The organism is Streptomyces sp. F63, assembly GCF_018070345.1.
GTDB lineage: Bacteria > Actinomycetota > Actinomycetes > Streptomycetales > Streptomycetaceae > Streptomyces.
The window spans coordinates 1-19352 of record NZ_JAGPXX010000039.1 but is presented as its reverse complement, the minus strand read 5'-3'; the positions used below and the strand labels follow the sequence as shown (position 1 = coordinate 19352).

At 71.7% G+C, this 19352-nt stretch carries 17 protein-coding genes, 1 rRNA gene and 1 riboswitch; of the genes, 4 read left to right on the top strand and 14 right to left on the bottom strand.

Annotation, left to right across the window (positions count from 1 at the left end; translation table 11 throughout):
- Positions 1-75 precede the first annotated feature (75 nt).
- Positions 76-900: a PhzF family phenazine biosynthesis protein gene (locus tag KBZ10_RS26245; protein ID WP_210990218.1), complete on the top strand. Its 825-nt coding sequence runs from the start codon at positions 76-78 to the stop codon at positions 898-900.
- A gap of 93 nt (positions 901-993) precedes the next feature.
- On the opposite strand, the gene KBZ10_RS26240 is transcribed toward KBZ10_RS26245, so the two are convergent.
- Positions 994-1806 carry a CPBP family intramembrane glutamic endopeptidase gene (locus KBZ10_RS26240; protein ID WP_210990217.1) on the bottom strand — a complete coding sequence of 271 codons (813 nt, stop codon included), beginning with the start codon at positions 1804-1806 and terminating at the stop codon, positions 994-996.
- Between the two features lie 74 nt (positions 1807-1880).
- Complete coding sequence (locus KBZ10_RS26235) at positions 1881-3383, bottom strand: glutamate-cysteine ligase family protein (protein ID WP_210990216.1); 1503 nt, start codon at positions 3381-3383, stop codon at positions 1881-1883.
- Between the two features lie 472 nt (positions 3384-3855).
- Between KBZ10_RS26235 and KBZ10_RS26230 the strand changes: the two genes are divergently transcribed.
- Entirely contained in the window at positions 3856-4443 is a 588-nt protein-coding gene (locus KBZ10_RS26230; protein ID WP_210990215.1) for a hypothetical protein, read from the top strand.
- Positions 4444-4764: 321 nt separating this feature from the next.
- Positions 4765-4971 carry a DUF5999 family protein gene (locus KBZ10_RS26225; RefSeq protein ID WP_210990214.1) on the top strand — a complete coding sequence of 69 codons (207 nt, stop codon included), beginning with the start codon at positions 4765-4767 and terminating at the stop codon, positions 4969-4971.
- 186 nt (positions 4972-5157) lie between these two features.
- Here KBZ10_RS26225 and gcvP read toward each other — a convergent pair whose 3' ends face one another.
- Positions 5158-8052: an aminomethyl-transferring glycine dehydrogenase gene (gene gcvP, locus KBZ10_RS26220; RefSeq protein WP_210990213.1), complete on the bottom strand. Its 2895-nt coding sequence runs from the start codon at positions 8050-8052 to the stop codon at positions 5158-5160.
- Positions 8053-8241: 189 nt separating this feature from the next.
- Positions 8242-8340, bottom strand: a riboswitch (glycine riboswitch).
- Between the two features lie 115 nt (positions 8341-8455).
- Between gcvP and KBZ10_RS26215 the strand changes: the two genes are divergently transcribed.
- Positions 8456-8836 carry a PRC-barrel domain-containing protein gene (locus tag KBZ10_RS26215; RefSeq protein WP_210990212.1) on the top strand — a complete coding sequence of 127 codons (381 nt, stop codon included), beginning with the start codon at positions 8456-8458 and terminating at the stop codon, positions 8834-8836.
- Here the strand turns inward: KBZ10_RS26215 and KBZ10_RS26210 are convergent.
- From KBZ10_RS26210 to rrf, 11 genes are all read right to left on the bottom strand, one after another.
- Positions 8749-10311 (bottom strand): DNA polymerase IV, encoded by a 1563-nt coding sequence (locus tag KBZ10_RS26210; RefSeq protein ID WP_210990211.1) that lies wholly within the window; start codon positions 10309-10311, stop codon positions 8749-8751. The genes KBZ10_RS26215 and KBZ10_RS26210 overlap by 88 nt on opposite strands.
- A 78-nt stretch (positions 10312-10389) precedes the next feature.
- A complete protein-coding gene (locus tag KBZ10_RS26205; protein WP_210990210.1) occupies positions 10390-11004 on the bottom strand; it encodes a MerR family transcriptional regulator in 615 nt (204 codons plus the stop codon).
- Between the two features lie 165 nt (positions 11005-11169).
- The gene (locus KBZ10_RS26200; RefSeq protein ID WP_039820899.1) at positions 11170-11643 is read right to left on the bottom strand and encodes a bifunctional nuclease family protein; all 474 of its coding nucleotides are present in this window, start codon (positions 11641-11643) and stop codon (positions 11170-11172) included.
- Between the two features lie 63 nt (positions 11644-11706).
- Positions 11707-12447, bottom strand: a complete 741-nt coding sequence (locus KBZ10_RS26195) for a MerR family transcriptional regulator (protein ID WP_210990209.1) — start codon at positions 12445-12447, stop codon at positions 11707-11709.
- Positions 12448-12465: 18 nt separating this feature from the next.
- Complete coding sequence (locus tag KBZ10_RS26190; RefSeq protein WP_210990249.1) at positions 12466-13389, bottom strand: FHA domain-containing protein; 924 nt, start codon at positions 13387-13389, stop codon at positions 12466-12468.
- 103 nt (positions 13390-13492) lie between these two features.
- Positions 13493-14491, bottom strand: coding sequence for a DUF881 domain-containing protein (locus KBZ10_RS26185; protein WP_210990248.1), 999 nt, complete (start codon positions 14489-14491; stop codon positions 13493-13495).
- A 5-nt stretch (positions 14492-14496) separates the two neighbouring features.
- Positions 14497-14829: a small basic family protein gene (locus KBZ10_RS26180; protein ID WP_210990208.1), complete on the bottom strand. Its 333-nt coding sequence runs from the start codon at positions 14827-14829 to the stop codon at positions 14497-14499.
- The gene (locus KBZ10_RS26175; protein WP_210990207.1) at positions 14826-15761 is read right to left on the bottom strand and encodes a DUF881 domain-containing protein; all 936 of its coding nucleotides are present in this window, start codon (positions 15759-15761) and stop codon (positions 14826-14828) included. Before KBZ10_RS26175 ends, KBZ10_RS26180 begins: the two co-directional genes overlap by 4 nt.
- A 108-nt stretch (positions 15762-15869) precedes the next feature.
- A complete protein-coding gene (locus KBZ10_RS26170) occupies positions 15870-18365 on the bottom strand; it encodes a mannose-1-phosphate guanyltransferase (protein ID WP_210990206.1) in 2496 nt (831 codons plus the stop codon).
- A gap of 129 nt (positions 18366-18494) precedes the next feature.
- The gene (locus KBZ10_RS26165) at positions 18495-19103 is read right to left on the bottom strand and encodes a CDP-alcohol phosphatidyltransferase family protein (protein WP_210990205.1); all 609 of its coding nucleotides are present in this window, start codon (positions 19101-19103) and stop codon (positions 18495-18497) included.
- A 154-nt stretch (positions 19104-19257) separates the two neighbouring features.
- Positions 19258-19352, bottom strand: a 5S ribosomal RNA gene (rrf, locus tag KBZ10_RS26160); the annotation flags it as partial.

Genomic DNA, 19352 nt, shown 5'->3' with positions numbered 1-19352 from the left:
GGCCCGCCAGCCGGGGGCCACCTGCCGCGGAGTGGCCGTGGTTCCACGGCCCCCGTCCCGCCTAGGGTCCCGCCCATGAGGATTCGTATCGTCGATGCCTTCACCGACCGCCCGTTCGCCGGCAATCCCGCCGGGGTCGTCCTTCTCGACGGCGACGGCTTCCCCGGCGCCGCATGGCTCCAGCAGGTCGCCGCCGAGGTCAATCTCGCCGAGACGGCCTTCGCCCACCGTCTCGGCCCCGGTGCGGACGACGGCTGGGCACTGCGCTGGTTCACCCCTGCCACGGAAGTCGGTCTCTGCGGCCACGCGACCCTGGCCACCGCCCACGTCCTCCACACCACCGGCGCCGCCGCCGGGACGGTCCGCTTCACCACCCGAGGCGGTGTCCTGACCGCCGCCGCCGGGGACGGCGGTCTCATCACCCTGGACTTCCCGACCGCCCCGCTGACCGCCGTCGAGGTGCCGCCGGGGGTGCCGGACGCCCTCGGCGCGCGGCCGCTGTCCGCCCACGACACCGGGCCGGTCGTCGGCGACCTGCTGGTGGAGCTGCCCGACGAGCGCTCCGTGCGGGATCTCGCCCCCGACCTGCGCGCCGTCGCCCGGCTGGGCCACCGCGGTGTCATCGTGACGGCGCGCGCCGAGGACCCGGCGTCGGGCTACGACTTCGTCTCCCGCTTCTTCGGGCCGGCGGTGGGGATCGACGAGGACCCGGTGACCGGCAGCGCCCACACCGCCCTCGCACCCTTCTGGTCGGCCCGGCTCGGCCGGGACGAACTGACAGGTTTTCAGGCATCCGCCCGCACGGGTCTGGTCCGCACGGCACTGCGCGGGGAGCGGACCCTCCTCTCCGGCGGCGCGGTCACCGTCATCGACGGAGAGCTGCTGACCCCCGCCGGCTGAGACGGCCGTGCCCCGGGCCGGAAGCACGGCCCCGGCCGCGGCCGGCCGGGCGTACCGCCGGACGGGCGGGCCCCGGGGCGCGGTCGGGCCGGATCACGGCGGGGTCGGCAGCCAGCCGACCTCGCCCGCCAGCAGCGCGTAGCCGCCGAACGCCACGATGTCGATCAGCGCATGCGCGGCCACCAGCGGTCCGATCCGCCCCCAGCGCCGGTAGAGGAGCACGAAGACAACACCCATCACCAGATTCCCGACGAAGCCGCCGACGCCCTGGTAGAGGTGGTACGTCCCGCGGAGCGCGGAACTCGCGGCGAGCGCCGCCGCCGGCGTCCACCCCAGCTGCCCCAGGCGGCGCAGCAGATAGCCGACCACCACGACCTCCTCCAGCAGGGAGTTCTGCACCGCCGACGCGATGAGCACCGGGAACTTCCACCAGACGTCGGGGAGCGACTCCGGCACGACCGTGAGGTTGGCCCCCGTCGCCCACACCGCCACGTAGAACAGCAGCCCGGTGCCGCCGATGGCCGCCGCCACGAGTGCCCCGCGGCCGAGGTCGGAGCCGGGGCGGCGCCGGTCCAGCCCGATCGCCCGCAGTCCGCCGGCGCCCTCACGGAGCAGCAGGTGCGCCACCAGGGCGACGGGCACCAGCGCGGTGGCGATGCCGAACAGCTGCCAGGCCAGGTCGAGCCAGGGACGGCCCGGCGCCTGGGAGCCGTTGAGGGTGGCCGCCCGGTCCTGCAGGCCGCCGGGGGCGGTGACGGAGCCGGTGAAACTGATGACCGCCGACAGCGCGCTGGCGCCGACGGACAGGGCCAGGACGAGCAGCGTCTCCTGCCGCAGCAGCCGGGCTGCCGCCGGCCGCCCTCCGCCGCACGGCTCCCCGTCCGCCCCTCCCGCATCTGCCCGCACAGCCCGCCTCCGGTTCGCCGCGTCCCCACTTTTCCACACGCCCGGGACACGGCGCCACCAGCGGGGGAGGGGACTCAGTCCGGCAGGTCCGCGGGCCAGGTGTGCACCGGCTTCCCGGTGCGCGCGAGTTCCGCGTAGCGCCGGGTGGCGGCGGCCAGCGCGGTCTGCCGGTCCAGACCGCGCTCCCGCGCCTGCCGGAATGCCTCGGCCTGCCAGGAGGCGCCGTTCACCCGCCGCCGGCAGCGCTCCTCGATGATCCCGAGGTAGTGGTCGCGGTCCGCGGGTTCCACACCCCAGGCGTCGAGGCCGGCGGCGGCCAGGGGCAGCAGTTCCTCCCGGACGAGGCGCGCGGCCGGCACCTCCGCCACCGCTCCGCCCCGGCCCGGGCGGGGCCAGCGCAGGGTGGCGTCGATGCCGTACCGGCAGGCGGTGTCGAAGTTCCGGGACGCGTCGCCGAACGGCAGCCGGGTCCACGGCGGCCGGGCCTCCTCCGCCAGGGCGCGGACCAGGCCGTAGTAGAAGGCCGCGTTCGCGATGACGTCGTCGACCGTGGGCCCGGCGGGCAGCACCCGGTTCTCCACGCGCAGGTGGGGGCGGCCGTCGGTGACGTCGTAGACGGGCCGGTTCCAGCGGTAGATGGTGCCGTTGTGCAGCACCAGTTCATGGAGTCCGGGGACGCCGTCCTCGTCGAGCACCTTGAGCGGGTCCTCGTCGTCGCAGATGGGCAGCAGGGCGGGGAAATAGCGCACGTTCTCCTCGAAGAGGTCGTACGCGGACTCGATCCAGCGCTCGCCGAACCAGGTACGCGGCCGCACGCCCTGGGCCTTGAGTTCCGGGGCACGGGTGTCCGTCGACTGCTGGAAGAGCGGCGGCCGGGACTCCCGCCACAGCTCGCGGCCGAAGAGGAAGGGGGAGTTGGCGCCCACGGCGATCTGCGCGGCGGCCACCGCCTGGGCGGCGTTCCACACGGCGGCGAAGCGGCCCGGGGTCACCTGGAGGTGCAACTGCACCGAGGTGCACGCCGCTTCGGGCGCGATCGAGGCACTGGTGTAGTGGAGCCGTTCGACCCCCTCGATGTCGAGGACCAGGTTCTCCCCGCGGGCGGCCAGGATCTGCTCGTTCAACAGGGTGTAGCGGTCGGCCTCGGAAAGATTGGCGGAGACGAGGTCCGGGCCGGCCAGGGTCGGAAGAATTCCGATCATTACGATCCCGGCGTCCACCTCCCGGGCTTTGCGGTCGGCATATGCGAGAGCGGTGCGGATCTCCTCGGCCAGCTGGTCGAGAACGCGCCCGGACAACCGGTGCGGCACAATATTCACTTCGAGGTTGAACTGCCCCAGCTCCGTCTGGAAATCCCCGCTGCGGATGCGCTCCAGAACTTCCGCATTCATCATGCGGGGCATCCCGTCCTCCCCGGCGAGATTCAGCTCGATCTCCACCCCCATGAGATTCCTCGGGCGGTCGAACCTCTTCTCCTCCAGCAGCCGCCCCAGACCCTCCAGGCACTGGTGCAGTTTGGCACGGTAGCGCTGCGGATCCGCCAGGTCGAACCCGTCCGCCTCGACCTTCTCGCCCATCGAAGGGTCCCTCCTCCAGTGCACCGGTGCCCGGGATGATGCCCGTCCGGCCGGACCACAACGCCCCGGCGGACAGCATCTGCCCGCTGGGCCGACCACTACACTCCGGAGGCACATTCCCCTGGCATAAAGGGGGCCGGCCCGCACGGCGCAAAGGTGTGGTGAAAAACACCAACAGGATTCGGCCGACCGGCCTCCGGCACATAACACAAGGCCACGGGTTCCGCGAACGGACAGAATGGCGGAACTCACCCATCGGTACGGTCCGGTTTCAGTCTTGCCCGTAATACGCGCGTCGGCTAGCCGAAACGCGCCGTGAACACGCACCGTATAAACTCCGGGTACGCGGGCAGAGAGTACGTGTCGCCGGCATTCCCCGCTCCGGCCCTCCTCTTCCGCCCCGCCGTCGCAGACATTGCCGTCCGCGCCTGCCCAGCATCACCCGTGTCTCCGAAGTGAGAGGCGACCCATCATGCCGCTGCTTTCCCTCCAGGCACCCAGGCCCGCCCAGCGCAGCACCCTCGCGGCCCTCGGATCCCCGACCGCCGCGCCGGTACTCCGCTTGCATCCGGGCCCGCTGACCCCGGACTCGCCCCTGCCGGTCCACATCCTGGAGGGGATCACCCGGCACGACGGCCCACCGCCGGCCCGCCTCACCGCGTGGCGCTTCCTGGTGCGGAGCGGGGGCCGCGCGGTGGCCGCCGCCGAGACCAAGCCGACGCCGGACGGCTGGGCCTTCTCCCACTTCTTCGGCGGCCCGTACCTCTCCTCGACGGAGCAGGCCCTGCGCCAGGCCGAATCGCTGGCGGGCCTGTACCAGCCCCGCCTGCTGTCGGTGCCCGAGCTCTACATGCTCACGCTCTGGCTGCACGGCGACACCGCCGCGGACCCCGCCGAGGGCCGGCCCGCCCCCGCGGACCTGCTGGTCCCCCTCGCGCCGGCGCCCCCCGGCATCACCGCACACCGCCCCCACCGGGTCGCGGACCTGCTGCCGGTGCTCACCCTCCGGCTGGGCCCGGTGACGCCCCTGCTGGACGCCACGGCCTCACCGGCGGCCTGATCCGGCGCCCCGCCGAACACGCGCCCCGCGGCTCCCCCGGCCGCGGGGCGCCGCCATGCGCTCCCGTCGCGCCACCGCGCCCGCCCGGCCGGACTAGTCCGCTCCGGTCATGGCGAACCACCCGAAGGGGCCGTCCTCTTGACGGCAACCGTCCGCAAGAGTGGTGCGTCATCCCCCTGGAAGGCCGGGTGCGGCGAAATTCCTGCGAAACACCCTTCCGCGGGCAACACTGGAACCGACCGAGGAAAACCACTACGGGGGGCGGTTATGGACACTACGCCAAGCCGCAGGACACTCACACCACAGCGAAAGATCCCTGCCATGTGCCAGCACTCCTCACCCTGCCCGACAGCCGACTCCGCCGACCGGGAAGCCGCCCAGCTGGTGGCACACCACCCCGAACAGGGCTGGAGTCTGCTGTGCAACGGCGTCCTGCTCTTCGAGGACACCGGTGAACTGCTGCCCGACGGGCAGATCATCGCTCCGCACCGGCCCCTGGGCATCGAACACGTGACGACCGCTGCCTGACCCGGCGGCCGGTGACGACGGGCACCGCACAGAGACCGCACCGCACAGAGACCGCACCGCAAGAGATCACACCGCAGAAGAGATCACAGGGCCGGCCCGGCGGATCGCCGGACCGGCCCCGTCCATGTCTCCCCCGACCGCCGCGCAGCCGCAGAGCCGCGGTCAGCGGTCAGCGGCGGCCGGCCGTCAGGAGTCGTACTCCTCCAGCGGCGGGCAGGAGCAGACCAGGTTGCGGTCCCCGTAGGCGCTGTTGATGCGCCGCACCGGCGGCCAGTACTTCTCCCCCGCCCCGACGCCGGGCGGGAACACCGCCGTCTCGCGGCTGTAGGGATGCTCCCACTCCCCCGCCAGCACGGCCGCCGTGTGCGGCGCGTTGCGCAGCGGGTTGTCCTCGGCCGGCCATTCCCCCGAGGAGACCTGCTCGATTTCCGCGCGAATCCGGATCATCGCGTCGCAGAACCGGTCGAGTTCGGCCAGGTCCTCGCTCTCCGTGGGTTCGATCATCAGCGTGCCGGCCACCGGGAACGACATCGTGGGCGCGTGGAAGCCGTAGTCGATGAGGCGCTTCGCGACGTCGTCGACGCTCACCCCGGTGGCCTTCGTCAGCGGCCGCAGATCGATGATGCACTCGTGCGCCACCAGCCCTCCGGGGCCGGTGTAGAGCACCGGGTAGTGCGGCTCCAGCCGCTTGGCGACGTAGTTGGCGCTCAGCACGGCCACCTGCGTGGCCTGCCGCAGCCCCTCGGCTCCCATCAGCCGGACGTATGCCCAGGAGATGGGCAGGATGCCCGCCGATCCCCAGGGGGCCGCCGACACCGGGCCGACCCCCGTCTCCGGTCCGGCCGCGGGCTGGAGCGGGTGGTTGGGCAGATACGGCGCGAGGTGCGAGCGCACGGCGACCGGGCCGACACCGGGCCCACCGCCGCCGTGCGGGATGCAGAAGGTCTTGTGCAGGTTGAGGTGCGAGACGTCGCCGCCGAACCGGCCGGGCTCGGCGAGGCCCACCAGGGCGTTGAGGTTGGCGCCGTCCACGTAGACCTGGCCGCCCGCGTCGTGCACGGCCGCGCAGATCTCCCCGATGTGCTCCTCGAACACCCCGTGTGTGGACGGGTAGGTCACCATCAGCACGGCGAGTTCGTCACCGTGCTTCTCGATCTTCGCGCGCAGGTCCTCCGTGTCGACCTCGCCGTTCTCCGCGGTCTTCACGACGACGACCCGCATGCCCGCCATCACCGCGCTGGCCGCGTTGGTGCCGTGCGCCGAGGACGGGATGAGGCAGACGGTGCGCCGCTCCTCGCCCCGCGCGCGGTGATAGGCGCGGACGGCGAGCAGGCCGGCCAGCTCCCCCTGGGAACCGGCGTTCGGCTGCAGCGAGACCTTGTCGTAGCCCGTGACGGCCGCCAGCTGCTCCTCCAGCTCCCGGATGAGGGTGAGGTAGCCCTCCGCCTGCTCGGCCGGCACGAAGGGGTGCAGGGCGCCGAAACCGGGCCAGGTGACGGGCTCCATCTCGGTGGTCGCGTTCAGCTTCATGGTGCAGGAGCCGAGCGGGATCATGCCCCGGTCCAGCGCGTAGTCCTTGTCCGCGAGCCGGCGCAGATAGCGCAGCATCGCCGTTTCGGAGCGGTACGCGTGGAAGACCGGGTGGCCGAGGTACTCGTCGGTGCGCAGCAGTTCCTCGGGCAGCGCGTCGGGCACCGCGGCGTCCAGTTCCTCGACGGAGACGGCTCCGGCCGGGACGCCGAAGGCGGCCCAGACCGCGGCCAGCTCCTCCCGGCCGGTGGTCTCGTCACAGGCGATGCCGACGTGGTCGGCGTCCGTGAGCCGCAGGTTGATCCCGGCCTCGCGGGCGGCGGCGACGACCTCGGCCGCCCGGCCGGGCACCCTCGCCGTCACCGTGTCGAAGAACGCGCCGTGGACGGTCTCGACCCCGCCGGCCCGCAGGCCCGCGGCGAGCAGCGCCGCGTAGCGGTGGGTGCGGCGCGCGATGTCCGCGAGCCCGTCCGGCCCGTGGTAGACGGCGTACATCCCGGCCATCACGGCGAGGAGCACCTGCGCCGTGCAGATGTTGCTGGTGGCCTTCTCCCGGCGGATGTGCTGCTCGCGGGTCTGCAGCGCCAGCCGGTAGGCGGGAGCGCCGTCCGCGTCGACGGAGACGCCGACCAGGCGGCCGGGCAGGTTGCGGGCGTAGGAGTCGCGCACCGACATGTATCCGGCGTGCGGCCCGCCGAAGCCCATCGGAACGCCGAAGCGCTGGGTGGTGCCGACGGCGATGTCGGCACCGAGCTCCCCGGGCGAGGTCAGCAGGGTGAGGGCGAGCAGGTCGGCCGCGACGGTGACGACGGCGCCCAGCTCGTGGGCCCGCCCGATGACGGCCCGCGGGTCGGTGATCCGGCCGGAGGCGCCCGGGTACTGCAGCAGTACGCCGAAGACACCGCGCCCGGCGATCTCCTCCGGGATGCCGCCGGACAGATCGGCGACGACGATCTCGGTCCCCGTGGGTTCGGCACGGGTCCGGAGGACGGCGACGGTCTGCGGCAGGCAGTCGGCGTCGACCAGGAAGACCCCGTCCTTCACCTTGCCCACGCGGCGGGAGAGCGCCATCGCCTCGGCCGCCGCCGTGCCCTCGTCCAGCAGCGAGGCACCGGCGGTGGGCAGGCCGGTGAGGTCGGCGACGACGGTCTGGAAGTTGAGCAGCGCCTCCAGCCGGCCCTGCGATATCTCCGGCTGGTACGGGGTGTAGGCGGTGTACCAGGCCGGGTTCTCCATGACGTTGCGCAGGATCACCGGCGGGGTGAAGGTGCCGTGGTAGCCGAGGCCGATCATGGAGGTGAGGACCTGGTTGCGGCCGGCCAGCTCCCGCAGCTCGTCCAGGACCTCGGCCTCGCCGCGGGCCTCGGGAAGGGCCAGCGCAGCGGTGCTCTTGATGACGTCCGGGACGGCGGCCGCGGTGAGCTCGTCGAGCGAGCCGTAACCGACCTGCGCGAGCATCTTGGCCAGGGCTTCGCCGCCGGGGCCGATGTGACGCTGCGCGAACGGGGTGCCACGCTCCAGCCGGGAGAGTGGAATGCGGGGTGCTGTCATCTGCGGAGGCCTCCTGGTCGACGCGGACCTGCGAAGGGGCACCCTGACGGGTACCCCGAACGGGGCCTCCCCCTCTGTCGTCGACCTGAGAGCTTCGCCGGACCGCGCTGCGGGAGTCCGGCTTTCACCGTCGGTGAGGAAAGGCTCCGGCACGGATGGCCCGGCACCTGCCCTGCTTTCCAGAGTGACCTCGCCCGTGCGGTACGGGTGCCTGAGAGATTCCGGGGAGGATTTGCTCCTTCGGCGCCCCCGGCCCCGGGGGGCGGAGGACTCTCCCGCACGGGATCTGCGGCCACGGCCAGCGTACCAGCGGGCCCCCGGACCGCTCCCCCGAGTGGCCGTGCGGCCGGATCTGGCCTTACGTGGTGTCCACGGGGAAGTCCGCCGACCAGTTGGAGGGACCGTGCAGACGGGGATCGACCCGCGGAGCCTCATCGGCCGCAAGGCCGTCGACCGCGACGGCACGAAGATCGGCACCGTGGACGAGGTGTATCTCGACGACGCCACGGGGCTGCCCGAGTGGGCCGCCGTGCGCACCGGTCTGTTCGGCCGTGACGCCTTCGTCCCGCTGGAGCCGAGCGAGTTCGTCGACGGCACCCTGCGCGTGCCCTACCGCCGGTCCCTGGTCCGGAACGCCCCCGACTTCGGGGTGGGCCGGCATCTCTCGCCGGAGCAGGAGATCCAGCTCTACCACCACTACGGGCTGGAGGCGGAGCTCCCGGACGGGGACGAGGAGGCCCCGGGCCGTGAGGGCTTCGGCCGGATCGCCGGATCCGGGCCCTGAGCGGACAGCACCGAGCGGGCGCCCGGCCCCGTGCTCCGGCCGGGCTCCCGGCCGCCGGCCGGCCGCACCAGAGGCGGTGGCGGGGCCGGCTCCAGCCCCGGGTCGTCCACAGGGAAGGTCCGCACCCGTCCCGGTACCGACCACGGCTGCTCGAAGCGGACGGTCACCCGGCCCAGACCGCTGCCCTGGACCCAGCCCGCCCCGTACTCGGCGTGGTGCACGTCGTGCCCGGGATGCCATCGGCGGGCGCCGCCTCCGGCGTCCCCGTCCGGTGGCGGTCCCCCCGCCGCGGGGGCGTCCTCCTCCGCGGCCCCCTCCGTCCGGTCGGGCCGCATGCCCGCCTCCGTCTCCCCGTCCGACCCCGGCCGGGCGCGGGCGGCCGGGGCGTCCGCGCCCTCCAGCGCGGCCTGCGCGAAGAGATCCTCCTGGGTGAAGTCCGCCAGGCCGCTGACGCCCACGCCGAGCAGCCGCACACCTCCGGTGGTGTCCACCCCGTCCAGCAGCCGCACCGCCGCCTCGCGCACGACCGCCGGGTCGTCGGTGGGCCCGCGCAGGGTCTCCGAGCGGGTCAGCGTGGAGAAGTCGTAGCGCCGGACCTTGAGGACGACCGTGCGCCCCGACCGGCCGGCGTCCCGCAGCCGGGAGACGCACCGGCCGGCGAGCCGCACCACCTCCCCGTACACCCGGGTCCGGTCGTGCAGGTCCACGTCGAAGGTGTCCTCCACCGAGACGGATTTGCTGTCCCGCTCCGCCACCACCGGTCGGTCGTCCCGGCCGGTGGCCAGGGCGTACAGCGAGGTGCCGTGCGCCTTGCCGAGCAGCCGCACCAGCTCGGCCTCCCCCGCGCCGGCCATCTCCTCGACGGTGCCGATCCCCGCCCGGCGCAGCTGCTCGGCGGTGGCGGGACCGACACCGGGCAGCACCCGGACCGGCATCGGCGCGAGCAGTCCGCGTTCCGTCCCCGGCTCGATGACCACGAGGCCGTCCGGTTTCGCCTGCTCGGAGGCCATCTTGGCGAGCATCTTGGACCCGGCCAGGCCGACCGAACCGGTGAGCGAGGTCCGCGCCCGGATCGCGGCCCGCAGCCGGCCCCCGGTCTCCCGGGCGGAGGCGGCGGTGGCCGGGGGCTCCGCGCCGGCCTCCAAGTCGACGAAGGCCTCGTCCAGGCTGAGCGGTTCCACCAGCGGCGACAGCTCCCGCAGCAGTTCCATGACCGCCTCGCTCACCTGCCGGTACAGCGAGAAGCGCGGCGTCAGATAGGCGGCGTGCGGGCAGAGCCTGCGCGCCTGGGCCGTCGACATGGCCGAGTGGACGCCGAAGACCCGTGCCTCGTAGGAGGCGGTGGCCACGACACCGCGCGGCCCGAGGCCGCCGACGACGACCGGCTTGCCGCGCAGACTGGGCTTGGACGCCTGCTCCGCCGAAGCGTAGAACGCGTCCATGTCCAGATGCAGGATCGTCGGAACGGGTCTCACGGCACCGATGCTGCCCTACGGCACTGACAACGTCACCGGCGGTACGGCCGTCATCCGGCCGGCGTGCCGGGGACGGGCTCAGCCGGCCCGGTTCCGGCGGCGGGCCAGCTCGTCACCGGGATGGTGCCCGATCAGGGTCTCCCCCGTGTCCACCCGCTCTCCGTGCAACTGCTGCAGCGCGCTCTCCACATCGCGCCAGACCACGCCGACGGCGATACCGAACATCCCCTGGCCGCCCTGCAACAGGCCGACCACCTCGTCCGGGGAGGAGCACTCGTGAACCGTCGCCCCGTCACTCATGAGCGTCATCCGGGCCAGGTCGTCCCGCTCACGGGTCCGCAGGTGGCGCACGGCCGCACGGATGTTCTGCAGGGAGACACCGGTGTCCAGGAAACGCTTGACGATCTTGAGGACGACGACATCCTCGGTGCTGTAGAGCCGCTGGCTCCCGGACCCCTGGGCGGAGCGCACGCTCGGCTCGACGAGTCCCGTGCGCGCCCAGTAGTCGAGCTGCCGGTAGGTGATGCCCGCGGCCGCGCAGGCCGTGGGCCCCCGGTAGCCGATCCTCTCGGAAGGCCGAGCGGGAGGTGTTGTCCCGGGCCCCGTCACGGCGGTCTTCTGGATGGGAGCGGAGCCACCCGCGTGGAGCGGAATGGGACTGCCCGCCGCTGTACCGTCGCCGGTGCTGCTCACGCCGACCTCCGTCCTTGACCTGCCTTGTCGACGGTAGGCAGTAGCCGGGGGTGCGTCAACGATCGCCGCGCTCGGCACGCCGGGTGATAATCACCCCGAGGGTGGTTTCCCGTGACCGGGAACGGGGAACGGCTCAGCGGATGCGCGACGGGGCTCCCACCTGCCTCACTGACTGCTGGTACCGAAGTCCTCCGGCGAGATCTGGTCGAGGAACTCGCGGAACTTCTCGACCTCGTCCTCCTGCTCGTCCGGAATCGCGATACCGGCGTCGTCCAGCACGCCGTCACTGCCGTAGATCGGCGTTCCGGTGCGCAGGGCCAGCGCTATGGCGTCGGACGGGCGGGCGCTCACCTCGACACCGCTCGCGAAGACCAGCTCCGCATAGAAGACACCCTCCCGCAGATCCGTGATGCGGACCTGGGTCAGCTCCTGGCCCACCGCCTCCAGCACGTCCTTGAACAGGTCGTGCGTCAGCGGTCTGGCCGGAGCCATGCCCTGCTGGGCGAAGGCGATCGCGGTCGCCTCGCCCGGTCCGATCCAGATGGGAAGGTACCGGTCGCCTCCCACCTCACGCAGGAGCACGATCGGTTGGTTGGAGGGCATTTCCACCCGGACACCCACAACGTCGAGCTCGTTCACACAGCAACCCTAGGACCTGCCCGGCCGTTTTGGGTAGTCGGGCACCCCCGCGGAAGCGCGGAGTCAGCGCAGACGCACCCCGAGCGACGCCTGCACGAGGGCCGCGTGCAGCCGCAGCGACAGGGTCGCCAGCTCGCGCGCGGTGGTCTCGGCGTGAGCGCGCGTCTGGGGGTTGCGATGCCGCCTCAGCGGCGAGACGACCTGTTCCACCAGGCCGGCCTCACGGTCCGCGGCCGCCTTCATGACCCTCAGATGGCGGGGTTCCAGACCGAAGCGGCCGATCTCCCCGAGAAGTCCGGCGATCCGCACGGCATCAGGGCCGTAGCCCCCGTCCTCCAGGGGCGAGATCAGGCCGTAGGACTCCCACTCGGCCAGCTCCCGCTCCCCGACCCCGGCCGCGGCCAGGAGCCCGGCGCGGTCCGTCCGGGCCGGGACGGGGTCCGGGTCCTTGGAGTCCAGCACGCCCTCCAGCAGATCCCGGGCCCGGCCGGGCGCGGGGACCTCCGGCTGCTCCCCCCGCTCCAGCGCGTCCAGATGTTCGCGGATGACCTTGAGCGGGAGATAGTGGTCGCGCTGCATTCGCAGCACCCGCGCGAGCCGTTCGACGTCGTCGGCGCTGAACTTGCGGTAGCCCGACGGCGTCCGGCGCGGTTCGACCAGGCCCTCCGCCTCCAGGAAGCGGATCTTGGAGATGGTGATCTCCGGGAACTCCTCCCGGAGAAGGCCCAGCACCCTGCCGATGCTGAGCAACCGGCCTTCGGGGGCGGCGCCGGAACCGGCGCCGCCCGGCGGTGTCTGGCGCATGGGCCTTTCCCCTGGCGGTCAGATGCTCCGCTGGCTCGCGTAGAAGACCAGCCGGTACTTGCCGATCTGCACCTCGTCACCATTGGTCAGCGGCACCGCATCGATGCGCTCCCGGTTGACATAGGTGCCGTTGAGGCTGCCGACGTCGGCCACGGTGAAGCCGCCGTCCTGACCGCGGCGGAACTCCACATGGCGCCGCGAGACCGTCACATCGTCCAGGAAGATGTCGCTCTGCGGATGGCGGCCGGCCGTGGTCAGCTCGCCGTCCAGCAGGAATCGGCTGCCGGAGTTCGGGCCGCGCCGCACGACCAGCAGCGCCGAGCCGGGTGGCAGGGCGTCGACGGCGGCCTGCGCCTCCGGCGAGAGGGGCGGCGCGGTCTGCCCCGTGGCCTCCGCCTCATAGGCCTCCAGGCCCGAGATCGAGATCGTCGACGTGGTCTCCGAAGGGCGCTCGGACGGCGCACCGCGCAGCGGCGCACCGCAGTTGGAGCAGAACCGGCTGGCCTCGGCGTTCCGGTGCCCGCACCTCGTACAAACCGGCAAGGCCGACATGGACTGTGCCTCCTGCTGCGACGGCCCACCGGGGGCCTGGGACGCGTACGGACCGGACCCGAACTCTCCACCCGCACTTGAGGTTGATGAACCTATGCGTCCGGACGCGGCAGGGTCAACAGAGGACGCGCCGCTGCCGCCGGCCCCCGCCACCTCGTCACGGAACAGCGGCCGCTCCGCCTGCTGCTCGCCGCTCTCCTCCGGACCCCCGGCTCGGTGACGGGCACCGCCCGCCTCTTCCCGGGCGCTCTTACCGAACAACTTCCCAAACAACTTCACGGGCGATTCCCCTTGACCGAAACAGACCCGCCCGTGGGGCAGGACGAAACCTCGCTGCACACCAGGTGTGCCGACCCGGACATGAAGACAACGTCCGCGCCCACCAGACAGTTTCCACCACGCACCGTCCTCACGGTGCTCCGACCCCCCGCCGCCGCACGGGTCCGGCGAGACCTTCGCGCGTACCGCCGGCGCCCCGGCGACCGAACGCCCCTCACTGCGGTGACGACCGAGCGTAGTCAGGCCGATCCGCTGCCCGCAAGGCGTCCACGATGATCTTCTCCTCACGGCTGACGGACACGGTGGCCTGCTCCTTTTCCATGCTCTGCACCACGCCCCCGGGAATGTTGAGGGCCGGCTCCAGATCCTGCGGGTCACCGATCGCCTTGATCCGGAACGGCTGCTCCACCCGCTGCCCGTCGATGCGGACCCGGTCACCGTCCTGCGTGAAGAACGTGCCCGCCACCACCCGGACGTCGTTGATCTGGATCGCCTCGGCACCGGCGGCCCGCAGTTCCTGTATGGCGTCCAGCAGTTTGTCCGCGTCGACGGCCCCCTGCGGGGCGGAGACGACGAGGGTGAGGCCGGGGCCCTTGGCGGCCACCGTCCCGGCCAGCACGCCGAGCTGCTGTTCCTTCTGCTCCGTCTGCCGGCGCGCTTCCTCCGCCTGGTCCGAGCTGTTCTCCAGTTCGGTGCGCTGCTGCTCCAGGCGCTGCTTCTCGTCCTGCAGCCGCTGGGTCTGGTCGCCGATCTCGTCGAGGACCCGGACCAGGTCCTCCTGGCGCGCGCCGCGGAGCACACTGGCGTCGCTCGTGGACCGCACCTGGATCGCCAGCCCCAGACCGAGCACGCACAGCAGGAGCGCCACGATGAGCTGCGCCCGGCTGACCCGCGGCGGCCACAGGGCGGCCCGCAGCCGCTGCCGCCCTGTCACCGCCTCCCCGGCGCGAGGCGGCTCCGTCACCGCCGCGGGCATTCCGGCGACGGAGCCGCCCGCGGACACGGGAGTACCCGACGGGGCGTCCGCCGCCCCGGGCTCACCCGCCGGCCGGTCGCCGTCCGGGCGCGGCCCCTTCTCCTCGGGCAGCGGCCGTCGTTCCGGCCCCGGGCGCCGCGGGGGGTCCTGCTCGGTGCGGGACTCCGGGCGGTCCTCCGGGGTCCGGCCGCCGTCCGTGCCGGCGTTCTCCTGCTCCGGTGTCCTGTCGTCGTTCATCGGCCTCACGCCCGGAAGATGTGGCGGCGGATGGCGGCGGCGTTGGAGAAGATCCGGATGCCGAGCACCACCACGACGCCGGTGGACAACTGCGCGCCGACTCCCAGCTTGTCACCGAGGAAGACGATCAAAGCGGCCACCACCACGTTCGACAGGAACGACACCACGAAGACCTTGTCGTCGAAGATCCCGTCCAGCATCGCCCGCAGGCCGCCGAAGACTGCGTCCAGCGCGGCCACCACGGCGATGGGCAGATACGGCTCCACCATCGCCGGCACCTCCGGCCGGACCAGCAGTCCGACCACGACTCCCACGACGAGGCCCAGTACGGCGATCACGATATGCCCTTCCCTGTGTCGGCGGCACTCTTCTCGGCGCCGCCACCGCCCATCGGTTTCGCGGTGCGAATGATCAGACTCGGCGCGGCCGGGAGGTCGAGCCGGTCCTGCGCCGAGATGCTCGCACGAACGCCGTAGTTGTCCTGCAGCACCTTCAGGTACTGGCCGTCCACGCTGTTCCGGAAGGCGTCACGCAACCGCTGCCCGTCCCCCACCGCGAGCACCGTGTACGGCGGCGCCAGCGGTCTGTTGTCGACGAGTATCGCCTCGCCGGCCCTGCGGATCGCCGAGACGGCGGTGAGCCGCTGGCCATTGATCGAGACCGCCTCCGCCCCGGCGCTCCACAGCCCGTTGACGACACGCTGCATGTCCCGGTCACGGACCCGTCCGCTGTCGGCGAAGCTGCTGCTGTTCCGCGCTCCGTCGCCACCCGCCTCGGCACTCTCCGCGTCGTCCAGCACCAGCCGCACGCCCGGGCCGTGCACGGGGGTGGCGCCCGCCAGCAGCGCGATCAACTCCTCCCGGGACCCTCCGTGCTTCTCCAGCGCCGCCCGCTGCGCCGCTCCGACCTCCCGGCGCAGCCGCTCGACGCCGTCCTCCAGGGCGTCGGAGCGCTCCGTCCCGTCCTGGATGCGTCTGATCAGTTCCTCGCGCTCCTTGGCACGGACCGGGGCCTCCACTCTGGCCTGCGCGGCACCGACGGTGACGACCAGCGCCGCGAGCACCAGGCCGGCCGCGAGCCCCAGCTTCGACCGCAGGGTCCTGGGCAGACCGGACGAGCCCTCGGCCGCACGACGCGCGGCGGCCTCCGCGTAGCCGTCGTCCAGGCTGTGCTCCGTCACATTGGTCAGCAATGACATGGACGCATCGGGACGCGACCGGCGCGCGGAAGCGCTGCTCCGATCGGGGGACTGCTGCGGCATGCCGCACATCGTCGCACGTGAGGGCCTTCACCGCCGAATGGGCCCACCGGTAAGGACGATCCGGGGTGGCGCGCCGTCGCGCGGCGGGCCACCCCGGCGTCCCGGAAGGGGAGCGGCTCAGCGGCCGGCGCTGTCCACCACCGCGGCCCACTCGTCGAGCAGGTCCTGCGCGGAGGCGTCGTCGGGCCCTTCCGCCCACAGATGGGTGACCGCCTCGGCCGGGTCCGGCAGGACCATGACCCAGCGGCCGTCGGCCTCCACGACGCGGACGCCGTCCGTGGTGTCCACGTGCCGGTCACCCGCCGCTTCCACGACCCGGCGCATCACGAGGCCCTTGACCGCCCACGGAGTGGCGATGTCCCGGCGCCGCACATGCGCCCGTGGGATCCGGGCGTCGATCTGACTCAACGTCAATTGTGTGCGGGCGACGAGCGCGATCAGGCGGACGAAGGCGGCCGTGCCGTCGAAGACACTGCTGAACTCCGGGACGATGAAACCGCCCCGTCCGTCACCGCCGAACACCGTGGAGTCCCCACGGCTCACCCGGGTCAGGTCGTCCGGTGACGTCGTCGTCCACTCCACCTGCGTGCCGTGGTAGGCGGCGACCTGCTCGGCGATCCTGGTGGTCGTCACGGGCAGCGCCACCCGCCCGCTGCGCCGCTCGGCCGCCACCAGGTCCAGCATGACCAGCAGGGCGCGGTCGTCCTCGACGATCCGCCCGCGCTCGTCGACCAGGGACAGCCGTTCCCCGACGGGGTCGAAGCGCACCCCGAACGCCGCGCGCGCGGAGGCGACGATCTCCCCGAGCCGCACCAGCCCGGAGCGGCGGGCGTCCGCCGTCTCGGTCGGACGGGACTCGTCGAGGCCGGGGTTGATCGTGAGGGCGTCGACCCCGAGCCGTCCGAGGAGGCTGGGGAGGACCAGACCGGCGCTGCCGTTGGACGCGTCGACCACGATCTTCAGCCCCGCCTCGGCAACACCCGTGGTGTCCACGGCACGCAGCAGCGAACCGGTGTACGCGTCGAACACGCTGGACGGGAAGCGGAGATCGCCGATCTCCCCGGGGAAGGCCCGGCGGTATTCCTGGCGGGCGAAGACCCGGTCGAGTTTTCGCTGCCCCGCCTGGGATAGATCCGCCCCCCGTTCATCGAAGAACATGATGTCGACGGAGTCGGGGACCCCGGGCGTCGTACGGATCATGATGCCGCCGGCACTGCCGCGCGCCGTCTGCTGACGGGCCACCGGCAGCGGCACGTTCTCCAGGTCCCGCACATCGATGGCACTGGCCTGGAGGGCAGAGATCACTGCCCTCTTCAGCGCACGCGCACCCCGGGAGTGATCGCGGGCCGTGGTGACCGTCGACCCCTTCTTGAGCGTGGTGGCGTAGGCCCCGGCCAGCCGCACCGCCAGCTCGGGGGTGATCTCGACGTTGAGGATGCCGCTCACCCCGCGGGCCCCGAAGAGCTGCGCCTGGCTGCGGGACTCCCAGATCACCGACGTGTTGACGAAGGCGCCCGCTTCGATGGTCTTGAACGGGTAGACCCGGACGTTGCCCTGCACAATCGATTCTTCACCGACGAGGCACTCATCGCCGATCACGGCCCCGTCCTCGATGCGGGCGGCACGCATGATGTCCGTGTTCTTGCCGATGACACAGCCGCGCAGATTGCTCTGCTGGCCGATGTAGACATTGTCGTGCACGACCGCCTTGTGCAGGAAGGCGCCGCTCTTCACCACGACGTTCGACCCGACGACGGTGTGTTCCCGGATCTCGACCCCGGATTCGACCTTGGCATAGTCACCGATGTAGAGCGGCCCGCGGAGCACCGCGTCCGGACTGACTTCGGCGCCCTCGGCCACCCAGACTCCGGGGGAGATCTCGAAGCCGTCGATCTCCACATCGACCTTGCCCTCGAGTACGTCGGCCTGCGCCTTGACGTAGCTCTCGTGGGTGCCGACGTCCTCCCAGTAGCCCTCGGCGATATAGCCGTAGATGGGCTTGCCTTCCTTCATCAACTGCGGGAAGACCTCACCGGACCAGTCGACCGAGACGTCGGCCTCGACATAGTCGAAGACCTCGGGCTCCATGACGTAGATACCGGTGTTGACCGTATCCGAGAAGACCTGCCCCCAGGTCGGCTTCTCAAGGAACCTCTCGACCTTCCCTTCCTCGTCGACGATGGTGATGCCGAATTCGAGCGGATTGGGGACCCTGGTCAGACAGACGGTGACCAGTGCGCCCTTCTCCTTGTGGAAATTGATGAGCTCGGTGAGATCGAAATCGGTCAGCGCGTCACCGGAGATGACGAGAAAGGAGTCGTCCTTGAGGGCCTCCTCCGCGTTCTTGACGCTGCCGGCGGTACCGAGGGGCTTTTCCTCGTTCGCATAGGTGAGCTCCATTCCGAGCTCTTCCCCGTCACCGAAGTAGTTTTTGACGAGGGAGGCGAGAAACTGCACCGTGACCACGGTCTCGCTCAGCCCGTGCCGCTTGAGCAGCCTCAGAACATGCTCCATGATTGGCCGGTTCGCCACCGGCAGCAGTGGCTTGGGCATGCTTGAGGTCATGGGGCGAAGGCGAGTGCCTTCACCGCCGGCCATCACGACGGCCTTCATGTCGGAAGCGTCCTCCTTGAAGAGACGACGGTCACACCGACCGAGCTCGGCCAGTCCGCCGGGATGGCACCCACCGCACTGGCACGCGGAAACCCTGAGTTCAGCCAGGGCCACAGCATCGGGGCAGGCTCAGCCGGTCGAGGTATCCGCCTTCACGAGTCGGCGGACCTGAACCACATAGAGAGTTCCTGCCCACCAGTAGAGAGTTGTACCCCATCCCGCGAACGCCCATCCGAAAATAGCAGCGAGCTGCGGAAGCCATCCGCTTCCGTCACTCAGCAGCAGCAACGGGAAGGCGTACATGAGGTTGAAGGTGGCCGCCTTGCCGAGAAAGTTGACCTGGGGCGGCGGATAGCCGTGCCGGCGGAGGATGCCCACCATGACCAGAAGGATCAGATCGCGGGCGAGGAGTGCCGCGGTCAGCCAGAGCGGGATGATCTCCCGCCATGTGAGGCCGACGATGGTGGTGAGGATGTACAGGCGGTCGGCCGCCGGGTCAAGGATCCGCCCCAGGCTGCTGATCTGGTTCCAGCGGCGGGCGAGCTTGCCGTCCAGGTAGTCGCTGACCCCGCTCAGCGCCAGGACGAGCAACGCCCATCCGTCGGACTTGGGTCCGCCGAACTCCGGAAGCAGAATCAGCCACAGGAAGAGCGGCACGCCCAGCAGGCGGGCCATGCTGAGAACGTTCGGGATGGTGAGGACACGGTCTGTCTGGACCCTTGTCTCCTGGAGCTCCACCCGTGGCCTCCCGGAAGGACGTTTCGACGATGCTCCCCGACCTTACCGGTGCGCGCGGCCGGCGAGCGCAGAGGGTCGGAGGCTGCGATCCGGACATGAGAAAGCCGGGTTTCCCGGCCGCTTACGGCCCGGGAAACCCGGCTTCACAAGAATTGTTCGGCGGCGTCCTACTCTCCCACAGGGTCCCCCCTGCAGTACCATCGGCGCTGAAAGGCTTAGCTTCCGGGTTCGGAATGTAACCGGGCGTTT